17 protein-coding genes are annotated in these 21,081 nt (G+C 63.5%); 11 read left to right on the top strand and 6 right to left on the bottom strand.

What is annotated here, in order from left to right:
• Positions 1–40 precede the first annotated feature (40 nt).
• The 3 genes from NKK52_RS29355 to NKK52_RS29345 all read left to right on the top strand — a co-directional run bounded on the left by NKK52_RS29355 (position 41) and on the right by NKK52_RS29345 (position 3,779).
• Complete coding sequence (locus NKK52_RS29355) at positions 41–1,900, top strand: sensor histidine kinase (protein ID WP_023681917.1); 1,860 nt, start codon at positions 41–43, stop codon at positions 1,898–1,900.
• Positions 1,897–3,246 (top strand): sigma-54-dependent transcriptional regulator, encoded by a 1,350-nt coding sequence (locus NKK52_RS29350; protein WP_023681918.1) that lies wholly within the window; start codon positions 1,897–1,899, stop codon positions 3,244–3,246. Before NKK52_RS29355 ends, NKK52_RS29350 begins: the two co-directional genes overlap by 4 nt.
• Positions 3,247–3,431: 185 nt before the next feature.
• A complete protein-coding gene (locus NKK52_RS29345) occupies positions 3,432–3,779 on the top strand; it encodes a hypothetical protein (protein WP_032885862.1) in 348 nt (115 codons plus the stop codon).
• A gap of 17 nt (positions 3,780–3,796) precedes the next feature.
• Here NKK52_RS29345 and ggt read toward each other — a convergent pair whose 3' ends face one another.
• The 3 genes from ggt to NKK52_RS29330 form a co-directional block, all read right to left on the bottom strand.
• Complete coding sequence (gene ggt / locus NKK52_RS29340) at positions 3,797–5,536, bottom strand: gamma-glutamyltransferase (protein WP_023681919.1); 1,740 nt, start codon at positions 5,534–5,536, stop codon at positions 3,797–3,799.
• 136 nt (positions 5,537–5,672) lie between these two features.
• On the bottom strand, positions 5,673–6,965 hold the full coding sequence (gene rhaI, locus NKK52_RS29335; RefSeq protein ID WP_023681920.1) for an L-rhamnose catabolism isomerase: 1,293 nt from the start codon (positions 6,963–6,965) through the stop codon (positions 5,673–5,675).
• A gap of 107 nt (positions 6,966–7,072) precedes the next feature.
• Entirely contained in the window at positions 7,073–9,175 is a 2,103-nt protein-coding gene (locus NKK52_RS29330) for a bifunctional rhamnulose-1-phosphate aldolase/short-chain dehydrogenase (RefSeq protein WP_023681921.1), read from the bottom strand.
• A 183-nt stretch (positions 9,176–9,358) separates the two neighbouring features.
• Here NKK52_RS29330 and NKK52_RS29325 point away from each other — a divergent pair, with 183 nt between their 5' ends.
• The 7 genes from NKK52_RS29325 to NKK52_RS29295 all read left to right on the top strand — a co-directional run bounded on the left by NKK52_RS29325 (position 9,359) and on the right by NKK52_RS29295 (position 16,488).
• Positions 9,359–10,162, top strand: a complete 804-nt coding sequence (locus NKK52_RS29325; protein ID WP_023681922.1) for a DeoR/GlpR family DNA-binding transcription regulator — start codon at positions 9,359–9,361, stop codon at positions 10,160–10,162.
• Positions 10,163–10,210: 48 nt separating this feature from the next.
• Entirely contained in the window at positions 10,211–11,206 is a 996-nt protein-coding gene (gene rhaS / locus NKK52_RS29320) for a rhamnose ABC transporter substrate-binding protein (RefSeq protein ID WP_023681923.1), read from the top strand.
• Between the two features lie 84 nt (positions 11,207–11,290).
• The gene (locus NKK52_RS29315; RefSeq protein ID WP_023681924.1) at positions 11,291–12,832 is read left to right on the top strand and encodes a sugar ABC transporter ATP-binding protein; all 1,542 of its coding nucleotides are present in this window, start codon (positions 11,291–11,293) and stop codon (positions 12,830–12,832) included.
• The gene (locus tag NKK52_RS29310) at positions 12,829–13,806 is read left to right on the top strand and encodes an ABC transporter permease (protein ID WP_023681925.1); all 978 of its coding nucleotides are present in this window, start codon (positions 12,829–12,831) and stop codon (positions 13,804–13,806) included. The genes NKK52_RS29315 and NKK52_RS29310 overlap by 4 nt, the downstream gene beginning before the upstream one ends.
• On the top strand, positions 13,803–14,798 hold the full coding sequence (locus tag NKK52_RS29305) for an ABC transporter permease (RefSeq protein ID WP_023681926.1): 996 nt from the start codon (positions 13,803–13,805) through the stop codon (positions 14,796–14,798). Before NKK52_RS29310 ends, NKK52_RS29305 begins: the two co-directional genes overlap by 4 nt.
• Positions 14,798–15,115, top strand: coding sequence for an L-rhamnose mutarotase (gene rhaM / locus NKK52_RS29300; RefSeq protein WP_023681927.1), 318 nt, complete (start codon positions 14,798–14,800; stop codon positions 15,113–15,115). Before NKK52_RS29305 ends, rhaM begins: the two co-directional genes overlap by 1 nt.
• A complete protein-coding gene (locus NKK52_RS29295; RefSeq protein ID WP_023681928.1) occupies positions 15,112–16,488 on the top strand; it encodes an FGGY-family carbohydrate kinase in 1,377 nt (458 codons plus the stop codon). The genes rhaM and NKK52_RS29295 overlap by 4 nt, the downstream gene beginning before the upstream one ends.
• Here NKK52_RS29295 and NKK52_RS29290 read toward each other — a convergent pair whose 3' ends face one another.
• Positions 16,489–18,315: an alanine racemase gene (locus tag NKK52_RS29290; RefSeq protein ID WP_023681929.1), complete on the bottom strand. Its 1,827-nt coding sequence runs from the start codon at positions 18,313–18,315 to the stop codon at positions 16,489–16,491.
• Positions 18,316–18,461: 146 nt separating this feature from the next.
• On the opposite strand from NKK52_RS29290, the gene NKK52_RS29285 reads away from it, so the two are divergent.
• The gene (locus tag NKK52_RS29285) at positions 18,462–18,671 is read left to right on the top strand and encodes a hypothetical protein (RefSeq protein ID WP_031203497.1); all 210 of its coding nucleotides are present in this window, start codon (positions 18,462–18,464) and stop codon (positions 18,669–18,671) included.
• 7 nt (positions 18,672–18,678) lie between these two features.
• Here the strand turns inward: NKK52_RS29285 and NKK52_RS29280 are convergent, their stop codons facing one another.
• Positions 18,679–19,929, bottom strand: coding sequence for a D-amino acid dehydrogenase (locus NKK52_RS29280; RefSeq protein ID WP_023681930.1), 1,251 nt, complete (start codon positions 19,927–19,929; stop codon positions 18,679–18,681).
• A 97-nt stretch (positions 19,930–20,026) separates the two neighbouring features.
• Positions 20,027–21,022, bottom strand: coding sequence for a UDP-glucose 4-epimerase GalE (galE, locus tag NKK52_RS29275; RefSeq protein ID WP_023669652.1), 996 nt, complete (start codon positions 21,020–21,022; stop codon positions 20,027–20,029).
• Positions 21,023–21,081: the final 59 nt, after the last annotated feature.

The raw sequence follows: 21,081 nt of genomic DNA, 5'->3' as shown, positions 1-21,081 counted from the left end.
ACTGAATTGTGCTTTGTGCGAAATCATGCACAAATAGGGAATGCTGCAACGCCCTGTCGCGGTCCTGTCGCCGACGCCCGAGCAACTCGGCAAACGCGCGCGTCGCGCCTGGCTGCTGTTTGCGGCGATCGCGCTGGTGATCGTTGCCACGGCGCTCACCGGCGCCGGCCTCTACGCGCGCCGCGCCGAGGTCGCGGCACTGGCGGCGCAAGGCCGCACCGATGCCAATCTGAAGGTTGCGTTGCTGCGCGCCGTGCTGGAAAGCCCGCGGGCGCTGCCGCTGCTCTTGTCCGAGGACCAGCAGGTGCATGACGCCCTGCAGAACAAGGGCGCTGTCACGATCGACGTGCTCAACCGCAAGCTCGAAGGGCTGGTCTCCGGCACCAAGGCTTCGGTGCTTTACGTCACCGGCGTCGACGGGTTTGCGATCGCCTCCAGCAACTGGCGCGAAACAACCAGCTTCGTCGGCAACGACTATGGTTTCCGCGCCTATTTCTCCGGCGCCATGCAATCGGGAACGGCCGAATATTTTGCGCTGGGCAACATCAGCAAGCGCCCGGGCCTCTATATTTCGCGTCGCGTCGGCAATGCGGCGGCACCGCTCGGCGTCGTCGTCGTCAAGATGGAATTCGACCAGCTTGAAGCCGACTGGCATGAGGCCAACCGGCCGGCCTATGTCAGCGACGACCACGGCGTCGTGCTGATCACCAGCGTGCCGTCCTGGCGCTTCATGACCACCGCGCCGCTGACCGGCCCGGTGGCTGCCGCCATCCGGAGCAGCCAGCAATTCGGCAACGCGCCGCTGATCCCCTTGCCGATCACACGCCCCGAGGCATTGAGCCCTGACGTGTCGATGGTGCATGCGATAACACCGGGCGGCAGCGATGCCGAATATCTCAGGCTTTCGACACTGGTCCAATCGACGCCATGGCGGCTCGATTATCTCGTGCCGGTCGAAGCGCCGATCGCGGCTGCGGTGCGTGAGATGCGGCTGCTGGCGCTGGGCGTCGTGGTGCCGTTGCTGGCGCTGGCCGGCTACCTCCTGTGGCGCCGTCAGTCGGCGCAGATGCGCATCGCCGCCGAACAGGCAGCGCGCATAGAGCTCGAGCGCCGCGTCGTCGAGCGTACGCATGACCTCAGCCTGGCTCGCGACCGGCTGCAGGCCGAGATCACCGATCACCGCAGCACCGAAGCCAAGCTGCAGGTCATGCAGCAGGAATTGGTGCAGGCCAACCGTCTTGCTACCCTCGGCCAGGTTGCCGCCGGCGTCGCGCATGAGATCAACCAGCCGGTGGCGACCATCCGCGCCTATGCCGACAATGCGCGTGTGTTCCTGGAGCGCAAGCAGACCGCCTCGGCCGAGGAGAACCTTGGAGCGATTGCCGCGCTGACCGAGCGCATCGGCGGCATCACCGAAGAGTTGAAGGTCTTTGCCCGCAAGGGGCGCACGGCAGCCGAACCGGTCGAACTGCGCGGCGTCATCGAGGGCGCCGTGGTGCTGCTCAGAAGCCGCTTTGCCGGCCGGCTGGACGCGCTCGATATCACGCTGCCGCCGGTAACGCTCAAGGTGATGGGCAACCGGCTGCGGCTCGAACAGGTGCTGATCAACCTGTTCCAGAATGCGCTGGAAGCGCTGGACGGGCGCGACGGCGCCAGGGTGCAGGTGTCGGCCCAGGAGACGGCCGACGGCGTGGCGCTTGCCGTCGCCGACAATGGGCCGGGCATTTCGCCTGCCATCCTCAAGTCATTGTTCACGCCGTTCAACACCTCGAAGGAAAAAGGCCTGGGGCTCGGCCTCGTCATCTCGCAGGACATCGTCGCCGATTATGGCGGGCGCATCGAGGTGGCGAGCGGCAGAGACGGCACGCGCTTCACCGTTCACCTCGCCAGGGCAGCATGATGGACACCGCACCGGTCGTATTGATCGACGACGACAGCGAATTGCTGAGGGCCACTCGGCAGACGCTGGAACTCGCTGGTTTTTCCGTCTCGGCCTTTGCGGTGGCGGCCGAGGCGCTGGCCGGGCTCGACGCCAATTTTCCCGGCGTGGTGGTGTCCGACATCCGCATGCCCGGCATTGACGGCCTGCAGCTCTTCGACCGCGTCTTGCAGCTCGATGCCGATATTCCGGTAATCCTGGTCACCGGGCATGGCGACATCGCGGTTGCGGTCAAGGCGATCAAGGATGGGGCCTACGACTTCATCACCAAGCCTTTCGCCGCCGACCGGCTGGCGCAAAGTGTGGCACGGGCGGCGGAAAAGCGCCGGCTGGTGATGGAGAACCGCGCCTTGCGCGAAAGCGCCGAACAGGCGCAGGACGGCCTGCCGCTGATCGGGCAGACGCCGGCGATGGAGCGATTGCGCCGGACGCTGCGGCAAATCGCCGATACCGATGTCGACGTTCTGGTGACCGGCGAGACCGGCTCCGGCAAGGAGGTGGTGGCGAGCCTGCTGCATCGCTGGAGCCGCCGCGCCAGGGGCAATTTCGTGGCGCTGAATTGCGGCACGCTGCCGGACACGGTGATCGAAAGCGAACTGTTCGGCCATGAGGCCGGCGCCTTCACCGGCGCACAGAAGAAGCGCATCGGCCGCATCGAGCATTCGAGCGGCGGCACGCTGTTTCTCGACGAGATCGAAAGCATGCCGGCCTCGACCCAGGTGCAGATGCTGCGGGTGCTGGAAATGCGCGAGGTGACGCCGCTCGGCACCAATGAAATCCGGCCGGTCGACCTGCGCGTCGTCGCCGCCGCCAAGGTCGATCTCGGCGATGCCAGCCGGCGCGGCGCCTTCCGCGAGGATCTCTACTACCGGCTCAATGTGGTGACGATCTCGATCCCGCCGCTGCGCGAACGCCGCGACGACGTCGCCCTGCTGTTCTTCTACTTCGCCGAGCGTGCAGCCGCCCGCTTCCGCCGGCAAATGCCAGCAGTGCCTGCCTCAGTGCACCGCCATCTGAGCCAGCACGACTGGCCGGGCAATGTGCGTGAACTCGCGCATTTCGCCGAGCGTTTCGTGCTGGGACTGGAGGAAGCGGCGCAAGCGCCACCTGCCGCATCGGCGGAGCCGGATGACGCCAGTTCATTGCCGGAACGGCTGGAACGCTATGAGGCCGATGTCATCCGCGAGGCACTTGGCCGCAATGACGGCGATGTCCGGCGCACGATCGAAGCGCTCGGCATTCCGCGCAAGACCTTCTACGACAAGCTGCAGCGGCACGGCATCGTGCGCAGCGATTTTTCCAGGTAATTCATTTTCCAGGTAATTCAGGCCTGTGGAACCGAAAGCAGGGTAGATATTGTGAACCGGCGCAAAAAAACCGTGGCAAGTCGGCATCAGAAAGTGTTGAAGACCGCATCGGCGGCCTTCGGCACGGCGCGATCCGGTTGCGCTCGGCAGATGTTGATGATTTGTTGCCGGTCAGCGGAGAATGAATGATGCGAGAACCTGTCGGTCAAGATGAATATGGATCGACCAACCCGTTCGATCCGGACGATCTGACGAATTTGAACGCGATCGGCCCGGCCATGGGCGGCGGCAACGACTTCGAGAAATACGCCGTTGCCGTGATCATCGTCTTCGGCGCGCTGATCATTGGCGGGCTGATGGCCGCTTCCATGACCTTTGGTCACCGGAACGGCTTCCTGTTTGCGCTTGGCGGCGCAACCGCGGCCTGGATATCGGGCAATGCGCTGCTCCTCGACCGTCCCCGCATCTACGCGGCGTTCGTTGTGATCGCGGCGCTGATGCTCGTCGGGTCGACGCTTACGCTCGTCCTCTGATCAATCTCTTGTTTTGATCAGTAGCCAATCGCCTCGCCGGATGCGGCGCGGCTGTCGATGGCGCCGTTGTAACGGGCGCCGCCGCCCTTCTCGATTTCCGCCAGGCTCTTGCCGCCGACAAGAATGCCGGCAGCCTGACCCCAGGTAGAATCCGCGAGATCGAGGTGGTAGCCCATGCCGGCCAGCAGTTTTTCCGTGTCGGGCGACAGGCCGAAGGGTTCGACATAGATCGTGTCGGGCAGCCATTGATGGTGGATGCGCGATGCGTCGATCGCCTCCTGGATGTTCATGCCGTGGTCGATGACGTTGACGATGGCTTCCAGCGTGATGGTGATGATGCGCGAGCCGCCGGGGCTGCCGATAACCATGAACGGCTTGCCGTCCTTGGCGACGATGGTCGGGCTCATCGATGACAGCGGCGTCTTCTTCGGCTGGATGGCATTGGCCTCTCCCTGCACGAGACCGTAGAGGTTGGGCACGCCAGGCTTCTGGGTGAAATCATCCATCTCGTTGTTGAGCAGGATGCCGGTGCCGTCCGCGACCACGCCGGCGCCGAACGAGCCGTTCAGCGTATAGGTGACCGCGACCGCATTGCCGTCATCGTCGATGATCGAATAGTGCGTCGTTTCCTTCGACTCGCCGAAGCCCTTCGGCATCAAATTTTGCGAGACGCCGGCGCGGAACGGGTCGATCTTGTCGCGGGTCTCCTTGGCGTAACCCTTGTCGAGCAGTTTCGAGACCGGATTGTCGACGAAATCGGGATCGCCGAGCGCCGAGTTGCGGTCCACATAGGCGTAACGCATCGCCTCGACCATGACATGCACCGTCTCGGCCGAGCCGGCGCCGAGATAGGACAGCGGGTAGCCCTCCAGCACGTTGAGGATTTCGCAGATGATAACGCCGCCGGAGCTTGGCGGCGGCGAGGACGTGATCTCATAGCCGCGATAGGTGCAGCTCACCGGTTGCAGCTCGCGTATCTTATATTGCTCGAAGTCTGCCTTGGCCAGAATGCCGCCCCTGGCGCCGCTCGCCTTGACGATGGCGTCGGCAATGGCGCCTTTGTAGAAGGCGTCGGCGCCTTTTTCGGAGATGGCGGCGAGCGAGGCTGCAAGATCGGGCTGGAGGAGACGCTCGCCGGCGCCATAGGGTTTGCCGTCCGGCTTCAGGAAGATGGCGGCGGCGGCAGGGTCCTTCGCCAGCCGTGCGACATTGCTTGCGAATGAAGCAGCGTCGCCCTGGTCGAGGATGAAGCCATCCTTGGCATAGGCAATTGCCGGCGCCATCAAATCCTGGCGTGGCAGCGTGCCATATTTTTCACGAGCCATCTCGAACCCTGCCACGGAGCCCGGTACGCCGACCGCGAGGTAGCCATCAAGGCTGGCGCCCTTCACCGGATTGCCGTCCTTGTCGAGATACATGGTCTTGGTTGCCGCCAGCGGCGCGCGCTCGCGGAAATCGAGGAAGGTCGATTTGCCGTCCTTGAAGCGGATGGTCATGAACCCGCCACCGCCGATATTGCCGGCATTGGGGTAGACGACGGCGAGCGCATAGCCGACGGCGACCGCCGCATCGACGGCATTGCCGCCCTTCTTCAGCACCTCGACGCCGGCTTCCGACGCCAGATGCTGGGCGGTGACGACCATGCCGTGCTCGCCCTTCGCCGGTTGAGGCGAGGCGGCATGGAGCGCGCCGGATGGCGCGAGCGCAATTGCGAGCGAAAGGGTGACGCCAATCAGCGTCCGGCGGGTCAAGGGCATGGCGGTGCTCCAAGTGCAGTGTGCCTAGAAGACCTACATGGAGCGGCCGAGTCCATCATCAATGTGAGCGAACATTGGTGTTCGCCTGCTGGCGGAGGCAAGCTGATCTCCCCCCTGTGGTGGAGATTAGCCAATCTCAAACAATCCCGCCTGAACCGGCCACAACCGCCGGCCGTTCCGCCGCGACCTTCGCCCGGTAGCCCGCCGCGCGATATGCGGCGACTGGATCGATGGCGCCGCCTGTGTTCAGCCGCGCCATGGCCAGGATCGGCTCGACATCGGTGCGGTAGGCAGCTTTCAGCGTCTGCGTCGCCATCAGCGCATCATTGCCGTCCTGAAAACCTTCGAGCGCCTTGCGGTCGACCAGCAGCGCCTGCGCATAGGCGCGCTGCACCTCGACTGCCGACAGCATCAGGCTTTCGATCGGGTCGGTGACGTTGTGGCTCTGGTCGAGCATGTGGGCGGGATCGAAACCCTCGGCGCCGGACAGCTCGGCATCGACCAGTTCGTTGAAGACCAGGAACAGCCGGTAGGGATCGATCGAGCCGGCATCGAGGTCGTCGTCGCCATATTTGGAATCGTTGAAGTGGAAGCCGCCGAGTTTCTTGAACTGGATCAGCCGCGACACGATCATCTCGATGTTGACGTTGGGCGCATGGTGGCCGAGGTCGACCAGGCAGTAGGCCTTGTCGCCCAGCTCCTTGGCGATCATGTAATTGGTGCCCCAGTCCTGCACGACCGTGGAGTAGAAAGCCGGCTCGTACATCTTGTGTTCGGTGAACAGTTTCCAGTCGGCGGGCAGTCCGGCATAGATCTCCTTCATGGCGTCGAGATAGCGCTCGAAGGCTTTGGCGAAATTGACCTGGCCGGGGAAATTCGAGCCGTCGCCGATCCACACTGTCAGCGCCCTGGACCCCAGCGTCTTGCCGATCTCGATGCATTCGAGATTGTGCTCGACGGCCTGGCGGCGCGTGCCGGCATCGGCATGCGAAAGCGAGCCGAATTTGTAGGAGAGCGTCTGATCCCTGGCATCCGAAAAGGTGTTGGAGTTCATGGCGTCGAAGCCGAGGCCGAAGCGCGAGGCGGCCTGCTTCAGCCGGTTCGGATCGGCCTTGTCCCACGGGATGTGCAACGAGACGGTCGGTGTCGCCTGCGTCAGTTGGCTGATGACTGCGCAGTCCTCGATCTTGTCGAAAATGTCGCGCGGCTCGCCGGCGCCGGGAAAGCGGGCAAAGCGTGTGCCGCCGGTGCCGACGCCCCAGGACGGAATGGCGACGGCGAATTTCTCGACCTTGCCGCGGATGGCGTCGATGGCGATGCCGCGACGGTCGAGGCGTTCCCCGAGAGAGGCGTAGTCGCGCTCGAGGTCGGGTTTGCGCTGGGCGTTGTGGCTGGAGACGAGATCGGCGGCGATGATGGTTTCGGACAAGTGCTATTCCTCCCAATGCGTTCAGTCAGCGCTGCCCCTCATGCGGCCCTTCGGGCCACCTTCTCCCCTTATAGTGACGGGGAGAAGAGAAGCGCTCCGCCCTTAACTCAGCGCGTAAAGCTCTGCGCGTTGCCGGCGTCGACGTTGATGATGTTGCCGGTGGATTTGGCCGACATGTCGGACGCCAGGAAATAAATCGCTTCGGCAATGTCTTCCGGAAACACCGAGCGCTTCAGCATCGAGCGCGAGCGGTAGTGTTCTTCCAGATCGTCGGTCGACATCTTGTAGGCGGCGGCGCGCTGTTCCTTCCACTCGCCGGTCCAGATCTTCGAACCGCGCAGCACGGCGTCCGGATTCACGACATTGACCCGGATCTGGGCTTCCGCGCCTTCCAGCGCGAGGCAGCGGGCGAGATGGATTTCGGCGGCCTTGGCGGTGCAATAGGCGGCGGCGTTGGGTGACGCGGCAAGGCCGTTCTTGGAGGCGACGAAGACGACATTGCCGCCGATCTTCTGGGCGCGAAACAGCCGGAAGGCTTCGCGCGAGACCAGGAAATAGCCGGTCGACAATATGTCCATGTTCTTGTTCCACAGCGCCAGCGTTGTCTCCTCGATCGGCGCCGAGGAGGCGAGGCCTGCGTTGGAGACGAGAATATCAATGCCGCCGAACTCGACGGCTGTCTGGGCGAAGCCGGAAATCACCTGCTCCTCCGCGGTGACGTTGATCAGCACCGGCCGGACGAAGTCCTTGCCATAGGCTTTCGCCAGTTCGTCGTTGGCGTTGGCAAGTGCGGTCTCGTCGATATCGGCCAGCACGACGCAGGCGCCTTCGCGCAGCAGCCGGCTGGCGGTGGCGCGGCCGATGCCGCCGGCGCCGCCGGTGACCAGCGCGATTTGGCCGGCGAGCGACTTCGGCTTCGGCATGCGCTGCAGCTTCAAATCCTCGAGCAGCCAGTATTCGATGTCGAAGGCCTCCTGCGCCGGCAGGCCGACATAGGACGAAACGGTCGAGGCGCCGCGCATGACATTGATGGCGTTGACGTAGAATTCGCCAGAGATGCGGGCGGTGGCCTTGTCGCCGGCGAAGGTGAACATGCCGACGCCGGGCATCAGGTAGACCACGGCGTTGGGATCGCGGATCGGGGGCGAGTCCGGATGCTTGCAGCTGTCGTAATAGGCCTGGTAGCCGACACGGTACTCAGCGATATCGTCGGCGAGGCGCGCAATTACGGCTTCGACGTCGGGCTTCGCTGGGTCGAACTCGATAACCAGCGGGCGGATTTTTGTGCGCAGGAAATGATCCGGGCATGAGGTACCGAGTGCCGCCAGCGGGCGCAAATCCCTGGAGTTGACGAATTCGAGCACGGCGGCGGAATCGTCGAAATGGCCGAGCTTGTGGCTCTTCTCCGAAATCAGGCCGCGGATCCTCGGCATCAGTCTCGCCGCGATGGCGCGGCGCTCAGCGGCGTCTAGCGATTTGACGACTTCGCCGCCGAAGATGGCGAGACCCTCGGAGCGGCGCTCGAACCATTCGATCGCCTGGTTGATGACCGAAATGGTCGTTTCGTAGCACTCCTTGGGTGTGTCGCCCCAGGTGAACAAGCCGTGGCTTTCGAGGATGACGCCCTTGGCCTCGGGGTGTTCGACGCAGAATTTCTCAAGCCACAGGCCAAGTTCGAAGCCCGGCCGCTTCCATAGCAGCCAGCCGATGGCGTCGCCGAAGATTTCCTTGGTCAGCGCCTTGGAATCCTTGGCCGCGGCAATCGCGATAATGGCATCGGGATGCATGTGATCGACGAACGGCTTCGGCACATAGGCGTGCAGCGGCGTGTCGATCGAGGCCGCGCGCGGGTTGAGATTGAAGGTGCAGTGGGGAAGATAGCCCACCATCTCGTCCTCATGCGCGACGCCACGATAGAGGCCTTTCAGCGCCTGCAGTTTGTCCATGTAGAGCGTGGCGAAACCGTCCAGCTTGATCGAGGCGCTGTCGCCGCCCGAGCCCTTGACCCATAGCACTTCGACTTCGGCGCCGGAGAGCGGGTCCTTCTGCCGGATCTTGGACGAGGTGTTGCCGCCGCCATAATTGGTGACACGCTTGTCGGAGCCGAGCGTGTTGGAGCGATAGACCAGAAGCTCAGGCTCGCTCAGCCCCTTGGCTTTCGCATCGTCCCAAAGGTTGGCAAGGCGCGAGCCGGAGCGCTTGTCGAGCATGATTATCCTCCCTGGGACGCAAAAGGCGCGGTCCATTTTGCCGGAAATGTCTACGCAAGCATCTCGGTTGTCAATCATAAACGATCAAGATCGATCATATTGCACTGCACAATGAAATTATATGAGCGAAAATGATTGACACTGGTGGTTTTCTAGTGCCTCATGACCATGCAGGGAGGAACCATGCACGAAAAAGAGCGCCACAGGATCATTCTGTCCGCCGTCCAGGAAAAGCCTGTGGTGACGGTGCAGGAGATGGTCGACCTGACGGACTCCTCCGAGGCGACGATCCGGCGCGATATCGCGGCTCTTCATGTGCAAAAGCGCCTGCGCCGCGTGCGCGGCGGCGCCGAGGCGATCTCGCCACCGCAGTTCATCGGCCTCGCCGGCCGGCCCTTTTCCGTCAACGAAACGCTTAATGCTTCGCAGAAGCGCGCGATTGCGCGCGAAGCGGTGGAGCTGTGCAAGGACGGCGAGCCGATCATCATCAATGGCGGCACCACCACCTTCCAGATGGTGCATTTCCTGACCGGACGCCGCATGCCGATCTTCACCAATTCGTTCCCCATCGCCGAGCACCTGCTCAAGCATTCGAAGAACACCGTCATGCTGTCGGGCGGCACCATCTACCGCGAGCAGAACATCATCCTCTCGCCCTTCGACAATGACGTGACGCGTAATTTCTACGCGCGCCGCATGTTCATGGGCGCTCAAGGGCTGGGGCCGCTTGGCCTGATGGAAGGCGACCCGCTGCTGATCCAGGCGGAGCAGAAACTGATCGACCAGGCCGACGAACTGGTGGTGCTGGTCGACTCATCGAAATTCCGCCAGCGCTCGAGCCTGATCCTGTGCGGGCTGAAGCGCATCGCCACCGTCATCACCGATGACGGCATCGAGGATCGCGAAGCCAACATGCTGGAGGCCGCGGGTGTGACGATGATCGTCGCCCGCAAGTCGGCAAAGGAAGAATCCTCGCTGCAGGCCTGAGGCCAACCGCAGCGACGATGGAATGCAACGCTCAAGGGAGGAAATACGATGAGCTTTCTGAAGAAATTGATGGTGACGGCCGCGTTCTCGGCCGCCATGTTCGTGAATGCCGCCTATGCCGAGAACGTCAAGATCGCGCTGGTGGTGAAGTCGCTCGGCAACGGCTTCTTCGACGCCGCCAACAAGGGCGCCGAAGAGGCGGCCAAGGAACTCGGCGATGTCGACATCATCTACACCGGCCCGACCAAGGCGACCGCCGAAGCGCAGATCGAAGTGGTCAATTCGCTGATCGCGCAGAAGGTCAACGCCATTGCGATTTCGGCCAATGACGCCGACGCGCTGGTGCCGGTGCTGAAGAAGGCGATGGAGCGCGGCATCACCGTCATCTCGTGGGATTCGGGCGTCGCCAAGGAAGGCCGCCAGCTGCACCTCAACCCGTCCGACACCGGCCTGATCGGCGAGACCATCATCAAGCTTGCCGCCGACTATCTGCCGGAAGGCGGCGAAGTCGCCATTCTGTCGGCTTCGTCCACCGCGACTAACCAGAACGCCTGGATCGACGCGGCCAAGAAAATCCTGCCGGATAAATTCCCCAAGATCAAACTCGTCGCCACCGTCTACGGCGATGACGATTCGGCCAAGAGCACCGACGAAGCCAAGGGCCTGCTGAAATCCTATCCGAACCTCAAGGCGATCATCGCGCCGACCACCGTCGGCGTCGTTGCCGCTGCCCAGGTCGTCACCGACGCGAACCTGATCGGCAAGGTCAATGTCACCGGTCTCGCGCTGCCGTCGGAATTCAAGAAGTTCATCGACAACGGTTCCAGCCAGGCGGTTGCCCTCTGGAATCCGATCGACCTCGGCTACTCCGCCGTCTACCTCGCTCATGATCTGGCGGTGAAGAAGGAAGAGGCAAAGCCGGGCGCAACGCTGTCGATCGGCCGCGTCGGCAAGGTCACGCTCGATGACAGCAACTCGGCTGCGATGGCTCCGCCCTTCCAGTTCGACAAGTCCAACATCGAAAAGTTCTCCAAGATCTATTGATCTCGGACGTCTCGGACCAAGCGCGGCGGGACCAAAATCCCGCCGCGACTTTAAACGGACCTTGTTTCAGGGCTTGATACGGATATGGACACGACAGCCCAGCACGGCATTGCGAAGGAGGAGCCCACGGGTCCTGCCCCGCGCCTGACGCTGTCCGGCGTCTCCAAAAGCTTTCCCGGCGTGCGCGCGCTGCACAATGTCAGCCTGTCGCTTTACCCCGGCCAGGTTACGGCGCTGATCGGTGAAAACGGCGCCGGCAAGTCGACGCTGGTCAAGATCATGACCGGCATCTACCAGCCGGACGCCGGCACGATCAGCATTGACGGCCAGGCCGTCACCCTGCCCAGCGCGCATGCCGCCTTCGGCCACGGCGTCACTGCCATTCATCAGGAAACCGTGCTGTTCGACGATCTGAGCGTCGCCGAAAACATTTTTCTCGGCCATGCGCCGCGCACGCGGCTAGGCACCATCGACTGGCGCACCATGCGAAAACACGCGCGCGAAGTGCTCGACACCATGCATGCCGGCCATATCGACGCCGATGCGCGGCTGAAAGACCTCGGCATCGCCAACAAGCATCTGGTAGCGGTTGCTCGCGCGATGTCGATCGATGCGCAGATCGTCATCATGGATGAGCCGACCGCAGCCCTTTCGATGAAGGAGATCGAGGAGCTTTTCCTGCTGATCGAATTCCTCAAGGAGGAAGGCAAGGCGATCCTGTTCATCAGCCACAAGTTCGACGAGATCTATCGGATCGCCGATCGCTACACCGTGTTCCGCGACGGCGAGATGGTTGGCGAGGGCCTTATCAAGGATACCGGCCAGAGCCAGATCGTGCGCATGATGGTCGGCCGCTCGGTCGATCACATCTTTCCGCAACGCAAGGCCGAGATCGGCGCGCCTGTGCTGTCGGTCGCTGGCCTTTCGCACCCGACCGAATTCAACGACATCGGCTTCGAACTGCACAAGGGCGAGATCCTCGGTTTCTACGGCCTTGTCGGCGCCGGGCGGTCAGAGGTGATGCAGGCGATATCGGGCATCACCCGCATATCGGGTGGAACGATCACGCTGGAAGGCAAGACGATCACGCCGAAATCGGCGGCGGATTCCATCGAAGCCGGCATCGTCTACGTGCCGGAGGAACGCGGCAAGCAGGGCGTGGTGATCGGCCTGCCGATCTTCCAAAACGTCTCGCTTCCCTCGCTCAAGCGCACCTCCAAATCCGGCCTGCTGCGATTGTCGGACGAATTCGCGCTCGCCCGCTCCTACACCGAGCGGCTAGACCTGCGCGCCTCGTCGCTGAGCCAGGATGTCGGCACGCTGTCGGGCGGCAACCAGCAGAAGATCGTCATCGCCAAATGGCTGGCGACAGCGCCCAAGGTGATCATCCTGGACGAGCCGACCAAGGGCATCGACATCGGCTCCAAGGCCGCCGTGCACGGCTTCATGGCGGAGCTCGTCGCGCAGGGCCTGTCGGTGATCATGGTGTCGTCGGAACTGCCGGAGATTCTGGGCATGTCCGACCGCGTCGTCGTCATGCGCGAAGGGCTGGTTGCGGCGGTCTACGATAGTAAGGGGCTGGACGCCGAAACGCTGGTCCGGACGGCAGCGGGGATCGCGGCATGAAGGCTCTCCTGAAATTCCGCGAGATCTGGCTGGCAGCGGCGATCGTCGTTTTGATTGCTCTGATCTCGACGCGCTTCCCGGCCTTTGCCGACCCCGGCAATCTCGCCCAGGTGTTCAACGACACCTCGATCCTGATGATCCTGGCGCTGGGACAGATGGTCGTCATCCTGACCCGCTCGATCGACCTGTCGATGGCCTCCAACCTGTGCTTCACCGGCATGGTGGTGGCGATGCTGAACGCCGCACATCCGGCGATCCCGATCCCGCTGCTGATCGTCATTGCGCTGGCCGTCGGACTGGTGCTCGGCGCCATCAACGGCCTGCTGGTGTGGCGGCTGAACATCCCTTCGATCGTGGTGACATTGGGCACGCTCACCATCTATCGCGGCGCCACCTTCGTCCTCTCCGGCGGCGCCTGGGTCAATGCCGACAAGATGAGCCCGGACTTCATCGGCTTCCAGCGCGCAGCTTTCCTGGGCATTCCGGTTCTGTCCTGGATCGCCATACTGGTCATCGCGCTGTTCTTCGTGGTGATGACGCGAACCGCGCTTGGCCGTTCGATCTATGCCATCGGCGTCAACCCGACGGCGTCGGTCTATGCCGGCATCGATGTCGGCCGAACCAAATTCATCGTCTTCTGCATTTCCGGCATGATCGGCGGGCTCGCCGGTTATCTCTGGATTTCTCGTTATGTCATCGCCTCGGTCGAGGTCGCCAATGGCTATGAACTCAATATCATCGCCGCCTGCGTCATCGGCGGCATTTCGATTGCCGGCGGCATCGGCTCGGTCGGGGGCGCGGTGTTAGGGGCGCTGTTCCTCGGCATCATCTCCAACGCACTGCCGGTGATCAACATCTCGCCCTTCTGGCAGATGGCGATTTCAGGCAGCGCCATCATCCTGGCCGTCGTGCTCAACGCGCGCGGCGAACGCCAGCAGGGGCGGATCATTCTGAGGAAGGCGGAGGCGGCATGACCGACACCCCCGCCCCGCGCCACATTCCCGACCGGCTCGACAAGCCGCTCTCTTCAGCGATCTTTTCCTGGGAAGCGCTGCTGGTCTTCGTGGCGGTCGCCATCTTCGCCATCAACAGCTTCGCATCGCCCTATTTCCTCGATGCCTATTCGCTGTCGGACCTGACCTTCAATTTCACCGAGAAAGGCCTGATCGCCTTCGCCATGGCGCTGCTGATCATTTCGGGCGAGATCGACCTGTCGGTCGCCGCCATCATCGCGCTCGCCTCGACCATGATGGGCATGGCGGTACAGGCCGGCGCCGACACGCCGGTGCTGGTGGCTATCGGCATCGTCGTCGGGCTCGGTTGCGGCGCCTTCAACGGCCTGTTGGTGACGAGGCTCGGCCTGCCGTCCATCGTCGTTACCATCGGCACGATGAGCCTGTTTCGCGGCATTGCCTTCATCATCCTCGGTGACCAGGCCTACAAAGGCTATCCCGAGAGCTTCGCCTTCTTCGGCCAGGGTTACGTCTGGTGGGTGGTGTCGTTCGAACTGGTGCTCTTCCTCATCGCGGCCGTCGCCTACTGGTTCCTGCTGCATCGCACCAGCTTCGGCCGCCGTGTCTTTGCCATCGGCAACAATCCGGTCGCGGCACAGTTTTCCGGCGTTCGCGTCGGCCGCATCAAATTCATCCTGTTTTGCCTGACAGGGCTGATGGCCGGCATCGCCTCGGTGCTGATCACCTCGCGGCTCGGCTCGACGCGACCGTCCATCGCGCAGGGTTACGAGCTTGAGGTCATCACGATGGTGGTGCTGGGCGGCGTCAGCATTCTGGGTGGCTCCGGCAGCATTGTTGGCGTCGTGCTCGCCGCCTTTATCATGGGGCTGGTGACCTTCGGCCTCGGCCTGCTGAACGTGCCCGGCATCGTCATGTCGATCTTCATCGGCCTGCTCTTGATCGTCGTCATCGCGCTGCCGATCGTCTGGCGACAGCTGCGTGGTAACAGCTGATGCCTGAGAAATACGCCTTCAAGATGCAGCTCAAACCCGGCATGAAAGCCGAGTACAAAAAGCGCCACGATGAGATCTGGCCGTCGCTGGTGGCGCTGCTGAGAGAGGCCGGCGTCGCCGATTATTCGATCCATCTCGATGAAGACACCAACATCCTGTTCGGCGTGCTGTGGCGGCGCGACGACCATGGCATGGCCGACCTGCCGAAGCACCCGGTGATGCAGCGCTGGTGGGCGCACATGGCCGACATCATGGAGACCAGGCCGGACAACCAACCGGTGGCCATCCCCCTGGAAACAATGTTCCATATGGCATGAGTGCGCTGCGCCACATCGCCGTCATCGACATCGGCAAGACCAACGCCAAGGTGGCGCTGGTCGATCTCGTCACGCTGAGCGAAGTGGGGTTGCGCCGCATGGCGAACGCGCCGCTGCGGCAAGCGCCCTACCCGCATCACGATGTCGAGTCGCTGTGGAGGTTCATCCTCAACAGCCTTGCCAGCCTCAACCGCGAACAGCGTATCGAAGCGATTTCGATCACCACGCATGGTGCGACCGGCGTGCTGGTCGACGCAGCGGGCGAACTGGTGCTGCCTGTCCTCGACTATGAGTTCGACGGCCCCGACAGGCTGGCTACAGAGTATAGTGCGATCCGTCCGCCCTTCATTGAGACTGGGACGCCGCGCCTGCCGCTCGGCCTCAATCTCGGTGCGCAATTCTTCTGGCTTGAGAAGCGTTTTCCCACCGAATTCGCCAGGGCCGCCGCGATGCTGATGTATCCGCAATACTGGGCGCTGCGCCTGACCGGCGTTGCCGCCAACGAGGTGACCTCGCTCGGCTGCCACACCGATCTGTGGAGCCCTTGGGAGGCGGACTTTTCCTCGATGGTCGACAGGCTGGATTGGCGCAGGCTGATGGCGCCGGTGCGGCCGGCCAGGGACCAGCTCGGCCCGATCCTGCCGGCGCTTGCCGCGCGCACCGGGCTCGATCCGCAGACCCCGGTTTTCTGCGGACTGCACGATTCCAACGCCTCCCTATTGCCGCATCTTCTGTCCGACGAGCCGCCCTTCTCGGTCGTCTCGACCGGCACCTGGGTGGTATCGATGGCGGTCGGCGGCAGAGAGATTGCGCTCGATGCTGCGCGCGACACGCTGGTCAATGTCAGCGCGCTGGGCGACCCCGTGCCCTCGGCGCGTTTCATGGGTGGCCGTGAGTTTTCCCAGCTGACCAAGGACAAGCCGCAGGACTGCAGCGGCAGCGAGGTGCTGGCCGTTCTGACAAAAAAGATGCTGCTTTTGCCTTCTACCCAGCAGGGATCAGGACCGTTCCCGCACCATGCCGCGGCATGGCTTGGTGCCGAGGGCATCAGCAAAGGCGAGCGGTTCGCCGCCATTTCCTTCTATCTAGCACTGATGACGGCGACCTGCCTCGAGCTGATCGGCGCCGACGGCCCGACCACCGTGGAAGGACCGTTTGCTCGCAACCGGCTCTTTGTCGGCATGCTGGCGGCAGCGACCGCGCGCATCGTCATCGCCTCCGAGGCGGCCACCGGCACCAGCATCGGCGCGGCACTGCTCGCATCCGATCAGCCAGTGACGCACGGCAAGGGCGAAAGAATTGAGCCGCAGACCGACCCGGTCTGGGCGGCCTATGTCACCGCGTGGCGCGCGGCAGTCGACGCGCAAGGCTGATCACAAAATCCGCTTGCCAAAGGCCGACATGACGAAGTTGATGGCGTCGGCGCCGATCCGCGGCTCCAGACCGGCGGTCAGCCCGGAAACATCCATCGACAGCAGACCGCCGGACAGCGAGATCGCCTCCATTGCCTGATGCGTCTCGCGCACCGTCAGCCCGCCCGAGCCCGCAGCCCAGCCGGCGAATTCGGTCGCCGTCGGCGAATAGCTGAGATGGAAGCCTTGCGTGCCCGAGGTGGCGATGCGGATCGCCTCGTGCATGAGGTCGCGCATGCCCATGGCGTCGATGTCGGTCATGGTGAAGGCCGAGACACGCGAATCCTTGAGCACCCTTGCCTCCGCCGGATCGGCATGGCGCAGGCCGACGATGACGACATTTTCCGGCGACAGCTGCGGCTGCAGCGCGCCGGGCTTGTGATCGAGACCGAGCGCGCGGGCCAGCACCGAGACTTCAGGCATGTCTTCGGCCTCCTCGTCCTCGGGCATCAGGGCGGCGAGGGAATCGATCCAGATCAGGCCGAAGGAATGCGTGGCGCGCGCCGTTGCGGTCAGCGCCTTGTGGGCGATACGGCGATCTGCGCCGGCGGCGAGACGGACGAGGCCCGAGGGCGGCCGCTCGACGTCGGCGAGTTCGACCACGTCGAAATTCATTGCCTCCAGCCGCGCGCCGGTTCCCTCGCGGGCGATAATCCCGCCGGCTTCCGGTTCGGCCGAAATCGACACCATCTTGCGGCCGGAGAAATCCGCGACGTCGTGCATCGGCGCCTTCTCGACATATTCCGAGGTCATCGCCAGAAGCATGGCGCCATAATTCATGCGGAAGGCGACACGGTCGCCGACGGTAGGCCGCGGATCGGCATCCTGCACATCGAGCAGCAGATGGTCGCTGGAAGCGCCGAGCACCCTCACCCCCTTGGCGATCGGCGTCAGCCCTTCGACCAGCACGTCCTCGCGGCCTATATTGGCGATGGCGCGCAGCCGGTCGCCCTCGTCGGCGAAGACCGGCTGGTTGCCGAAGGCGTCGTAGCCGGATGTGCCGATCGGCCGCGAAGGCTTGAGTTTGACCTCGATGATGTCGCTGGTCAGCCGGCAGGCATCGGGTTCGAGTTCGGGCCACGGCACGTCGCGAAAGGTTTCGACACCGCCTTGCAGGATCGCCTCGCCCACGCGCAGATTGTTGATGCCGGGCGGCAGCTTGCCTTCGAGCAGCAGCGTCAGCGATGACGAGGCGCCGCCGGAAATGAAGTCGAGGCTTTTGCCGGACAGGCGCTCGGTTTTGTAGGCATGGGCGACGAGTTGGCCAAGGTTCTCCGGCGTCGGCATTATGGCGCCGAAGCAGCCGAGATTGGTGCCGATGCCGGCGATGCGCACGCCCTTGAATTGTAGGATCTGCTCGACGGTGGGGATCAGGTCGCTTGGCCAGATGCCTTCGCGGAGATCGCCGAGATCGATCATCAGCATGATATCGTGGACGCGGCCCATGCGCTCGGCAATGCGCGATATCTCGCGGATGGTGGTCAGTTCCGACTGCAGGCTGATGTCGACGGTGCGCACGACCTCCTCTACGCGCGCCATGGGCGGGCTGCGCAGCAGCATGACCGGCGCATTGATGCCGCTGTCGCGCAGCCGGCGGATGTTTTCGAAGCGCGATTCCGCGATGCCGGCAACACCGCCGCGCAGCATGGCCCGCGCCACTTGCGGCATGCCGCATGTGCCCTTCGTAACTCCGAACACCTTGATGCCGGACAGCGCGCAGCGCTCGACGATGGTGCGGGCGTTGCGCTCGATGCGGCCAAGGTCGATAGCGACTTGCGGTCCCGACATTTCGTCACTCAGGGTTTGTAGAATCTGTCAGCCAGATGCATCTTCCAGATCGTCGTACGATATTTGTCAAACTTTGCGCAGTGACGGCCTCAATGTTGGAAACCAGAGCAATTGTATGTGGGCACGTCTTTCGATCGGAGAGGCCGGTGACGCTGGTCGTTCATCATTTCGATGGTGAGTGGCAACTGACCTGCGGCGAACATGATCATCCCGCGGACTGTGGAGATTTCGAAGTTATCGGTCTCGGCCATTTGACCTCCAGGCAGGAAAACTTGGCACAGATTGGCCAGCTTGAGCGCGGATGGCTTGCCGAATGGGTGCACGGCGAATGGACTCGATGCCAACACGACGACTAGAGCTCCCTCAGTTCCCGTAGACCAGCCCTTGCGGGTCGATCTCCGGCTTGCGGCCGGCGACGAGGTCGGCCAGGAACTTGCCCGAGCCGCAGGCCATGGTCCAGCCGACATGGCCGTGGCCGGTGTCGAGGTAAAGGTTCTTGTATTTCGCCTTGCCGATGACCGGCACCGAGTTGGGCATCATCGGCCGCAGACCTGCCCACAACAGCGCCTTCTTCTCGTCGAAAGCGCCAGGGAAAAGGTCTTTGCCGGTGCTCAGCATAGACTTGAAGTCGCTGGGCTTGAAGCTGCGGTCGAAGCCGGTGAACTCGGCTGTCGAGGACATGCGCAGGCGGTTTCCGAGCCTGGAGTAACCAACCAGCCGGTCCTCGTCGGCGCCGCCCATGGTCGGTCCCTTGCTCTCGTCCTCCAGCGGGATGGTCGCGCTATAGCCTTTAACCGGATAGACGGGCAGGTCGATACCGTAGCGGCGGCCGATCAGGCCGCTCTCGGGGCCCATGGCGATGACGACGGCGTCGCCCGTCACCGGGCCGGCCGACGTCATGACCGCACGCACCCAGTCGCCCTCTATGTCGAGCCCCTCGACCGTGGTGTCGAACAGGAATCTGACGCCGAGCTTTTCGGCGGCATAGGCGGCCAGCCCATCGACGAATATCCTGGAATCCCCGGTCTGGTCGATTGGCGAATAAACGCCGCCGGCGATCTTTACCTTCACTCCGGCGAGCCCGGGCTCAAGTTCGACCAGCCGGTCGCGGCCGACGATCTCGATCGGCAGGCCATGCTTTGCCAGAAACTGGTAGTTGTCGGTGCCGGTGTCGAGACTGTGCTGCGAGCGGAAGAAATAAAGAATGCCCTTCTTGCGCTCGTCATAGTGGATGCCGGTGGCGTCGGAGAGCGCGTTGATGCAGTCGCGCGAATAGAGCGCCAGGCGCAGTTTGACCTGGCTGTTGGCGCGCAGGCGCTCCACCGTGCACTGGCGCAGGAAGCGCAGGCTCCAGGCGAGGAAATAGGGGTCGAAGCGCAGCCTGACCTTGATGCCGAGATCATGGTTCCAGAGAGCGCGCAGGAAGGTCTTCAGCGCCGCCGGCGAGGCCCAGGCGGTGGCGTCGCCCGGCGACACCAGACCGGCATTGGACTGGCTGGTGCCGCGCGCCGGCGCCGGATGGCGCTCGATCACGGTGACCTCATGGCCGTCGGCGGCCAGATAATAGGCGGCCGCGGTACCGACAACGCCGGCTCCAAGCACCGTTATCTTCATGCCACCCCCTCTTCGCGGCACAGCGCCTCCACGCCGCACCGCCATTGCTTCAATAGCGCTTCGCCGCGCGCCTTGCGAGCCCTCGGAAGTGCCCGGCTCAGCCCCGCGCGGAGTTCTTGCCGGTGAGGATACGCTCCCAGGCGAGTGCATCGGCGACGATCTGGTCGAGGTCGTCGCGTTGCGGGGTCCAGCCGAGTTCGGCGCGTGCAAGGTCCGAATTGGCAACCACGGCGGCGGCGTCGCCGGGGCGCCGGTCGCCCATCTTGACCTCGAAATCCCGGCCGAAGGCGCGCCGCACGCTGTCGATGACCTCGAGCACCGAATAGCCGTGGCTGTAGCCGCAATTGGCGACGAGGCTGCCGCCGCCGGCGCGCAGGCGCTGCAGCGCCAGCCGGTGGGCCGCAGCCAGGTCGCTGACATGGATATAATCGCGCATGCAGGTGCCGTCCGGCGTCGGATAATCGGTGCCGAACACCTGCATGAAGGGGCGTTTGCCGAGCGCGGTCTCGCAGGCGACCTTGATCAGATGCGTGGCGCCAGGCGTCGACTGCCCCGTCCGGCCCCTGGGATCGGCGCCGGCGACGTTGAAGTAGCGCAGCGCCGTGTAGCGCAAGGGATGCGCAAGCGCTGCATCGCGCAGCATCCATTCGCTCATCAGCTTGGACAGGCCGTAGGGCGATTCCGGCGCCAGGCGGGCATCCTCACGCACCGGCTCCAGGCCGGCGCCGCCATAGACGGCGGCGGTCGAGGAGAAGATGAAATGCGGCACGCCCTCGCGCACGGCGGTTTCGATCAGCGTGCGGGTCTTGGAGGTGTTGTTCTCGTAATAGGCGAGCGGATCGGCAACCGATTCCGGCACCACGATGGAACCGGCGAAGTGGATGATCGCGTCGACCTTGTTATCCCGGATGATCTGGCCGACCAATTCCCTATCGGCGACATCGCCGACGACAAGCTTGGCTTCCGGCGCTACCGCCCATTCGAAGCCCGTGGAAAGGCGGTCGAGAACGACGACGCTCTCGCCGGCATCCAGCAGTTCCCAGACCATGTGGCTGCCGATATAGCCGGCGCCGCCCGTTACCAAAACTGTCATCCGCGTCCTCTTTTACTCATGATTTATCGGAAACTGTCTCAATCACCGCCTTACTGGAA

Source organism: Mesorhizobium sp. C277A, assembly GCF_040324395.1.
In the GTDB taxonomy this organism is placed as follows: domain Bacteria; phylum Pseudomonadota; class Alphaproteobacteria; order Rhizobiales; family Rhizobiaceae; genus Mesorhizobium.
Note: the sequence above shows the minus strand (reverse complement) of the source record. Positions and strands in the feature narration are given on the sequence as shown.

Bases quoted from the DNA above. Each gene is read 5' to 3' on its own strand.
- NKK52_RS29355 (WP_023681917.1), top strand. From the start codon at position 41: ATGCTGCAACGCCCTGTCGCGGTCCTGTCGCCGACGCCCGAGCAACTC.
- NKK52_RS29350 (WP_023681918.1), top strand. From the start codon at position 1,897: ATGATGGACACCGCACCGGTCGTATTGATCGACGACGACAGCGAATTG.
- NKK52_RS29345 (WP_032885862.1), top strand. From the start codon at position 3,432: ATGATGCGAGAACCTGTCGGTCAAGATGAATATGGATCGACCAACCCG.
- ggt (WP_023681919.1), bottom strand. From the start codon at position 5,536: ATGCCCTTGACCCGCCGGACGCTGATTGGCGTCACCCTTTCGCTCGCA.
- NKK52_RS29330 (WP_023681921.1), bottom strand. From the start codon at position 9,175: ATGCTCGACAAGCGCTCCGGCTCGCGCCTTGCCAACCTTTGGGACGAT.
- NKK52_RS29325 (WP_023681922.1), top strand. From the start codon at position 9,359: ATGCACGAAAAAGAGCGCCACAGGATCATTCTGTCCGCCGTCCAGGAA.
- rhaS (WP_023681923.1), top strand. From the start codon at position 10,211: ATGAGCTTTCTGAAGAAATTGATGGTGACGGCCGCGTTCTCGGCCGCC.
- NKK52_RS29315 (WP_023681924.1), top strand. From the start codon at position 11,291: ATGGACACGACAGCCCAGCACGGCATTGCGAAGGAGGAGCCCACGGGT.
- NKK52_RS29310 (WP_023681925.1), top strand. From the start codon at position 12,829: ATGAAGGCTCTCCTGAAATTCCGCGAGATCTGGCTGGCAGCGGCGATC.
- NKK52_RS29305 (WP_023681926.1), top strand. From the start codon at position 13,803: ATGACCGACACCCCCGCCCCGCGCCACATTCCCGACCGGCTCGACAAG.
- rhaM (WP_023681927.1), top strand. From the start codon at position 14,798: ATGCCTGAGAAATACGCCTTCAAGATGCAGCTCAAACCCGGCATGAAA.
- NKK52_RS29295 (WP_023681928.1), top strand. From the start codon at position 15,112: ATGAGTGCGCTGCGCCACATCGCCGTCATCGACATCGGCAAGACCAAC.
- NKK52_RS29290 (WP_023681929.1), bottom strand. From the start codon at position 18,315: ATGTCGGGACCGCAAGTCGCTATCGACCTTGGCCGCATCGAGCGCAAC.
- NKK52_RS29280 (WP_023681930.1), bottom strand. From the start codon at position 19,929: ATGAAGATAACGGTGCTTGGAGCCGGCGTTGTCGGTACCGCGGCCGCC.
- galE (WP_023669652.1), bottom strand. From the start codon at position 21,022: ATGACAGTTTTGGTAACGGGCGGCGCCGGCTATATCGGCAGCCACATG.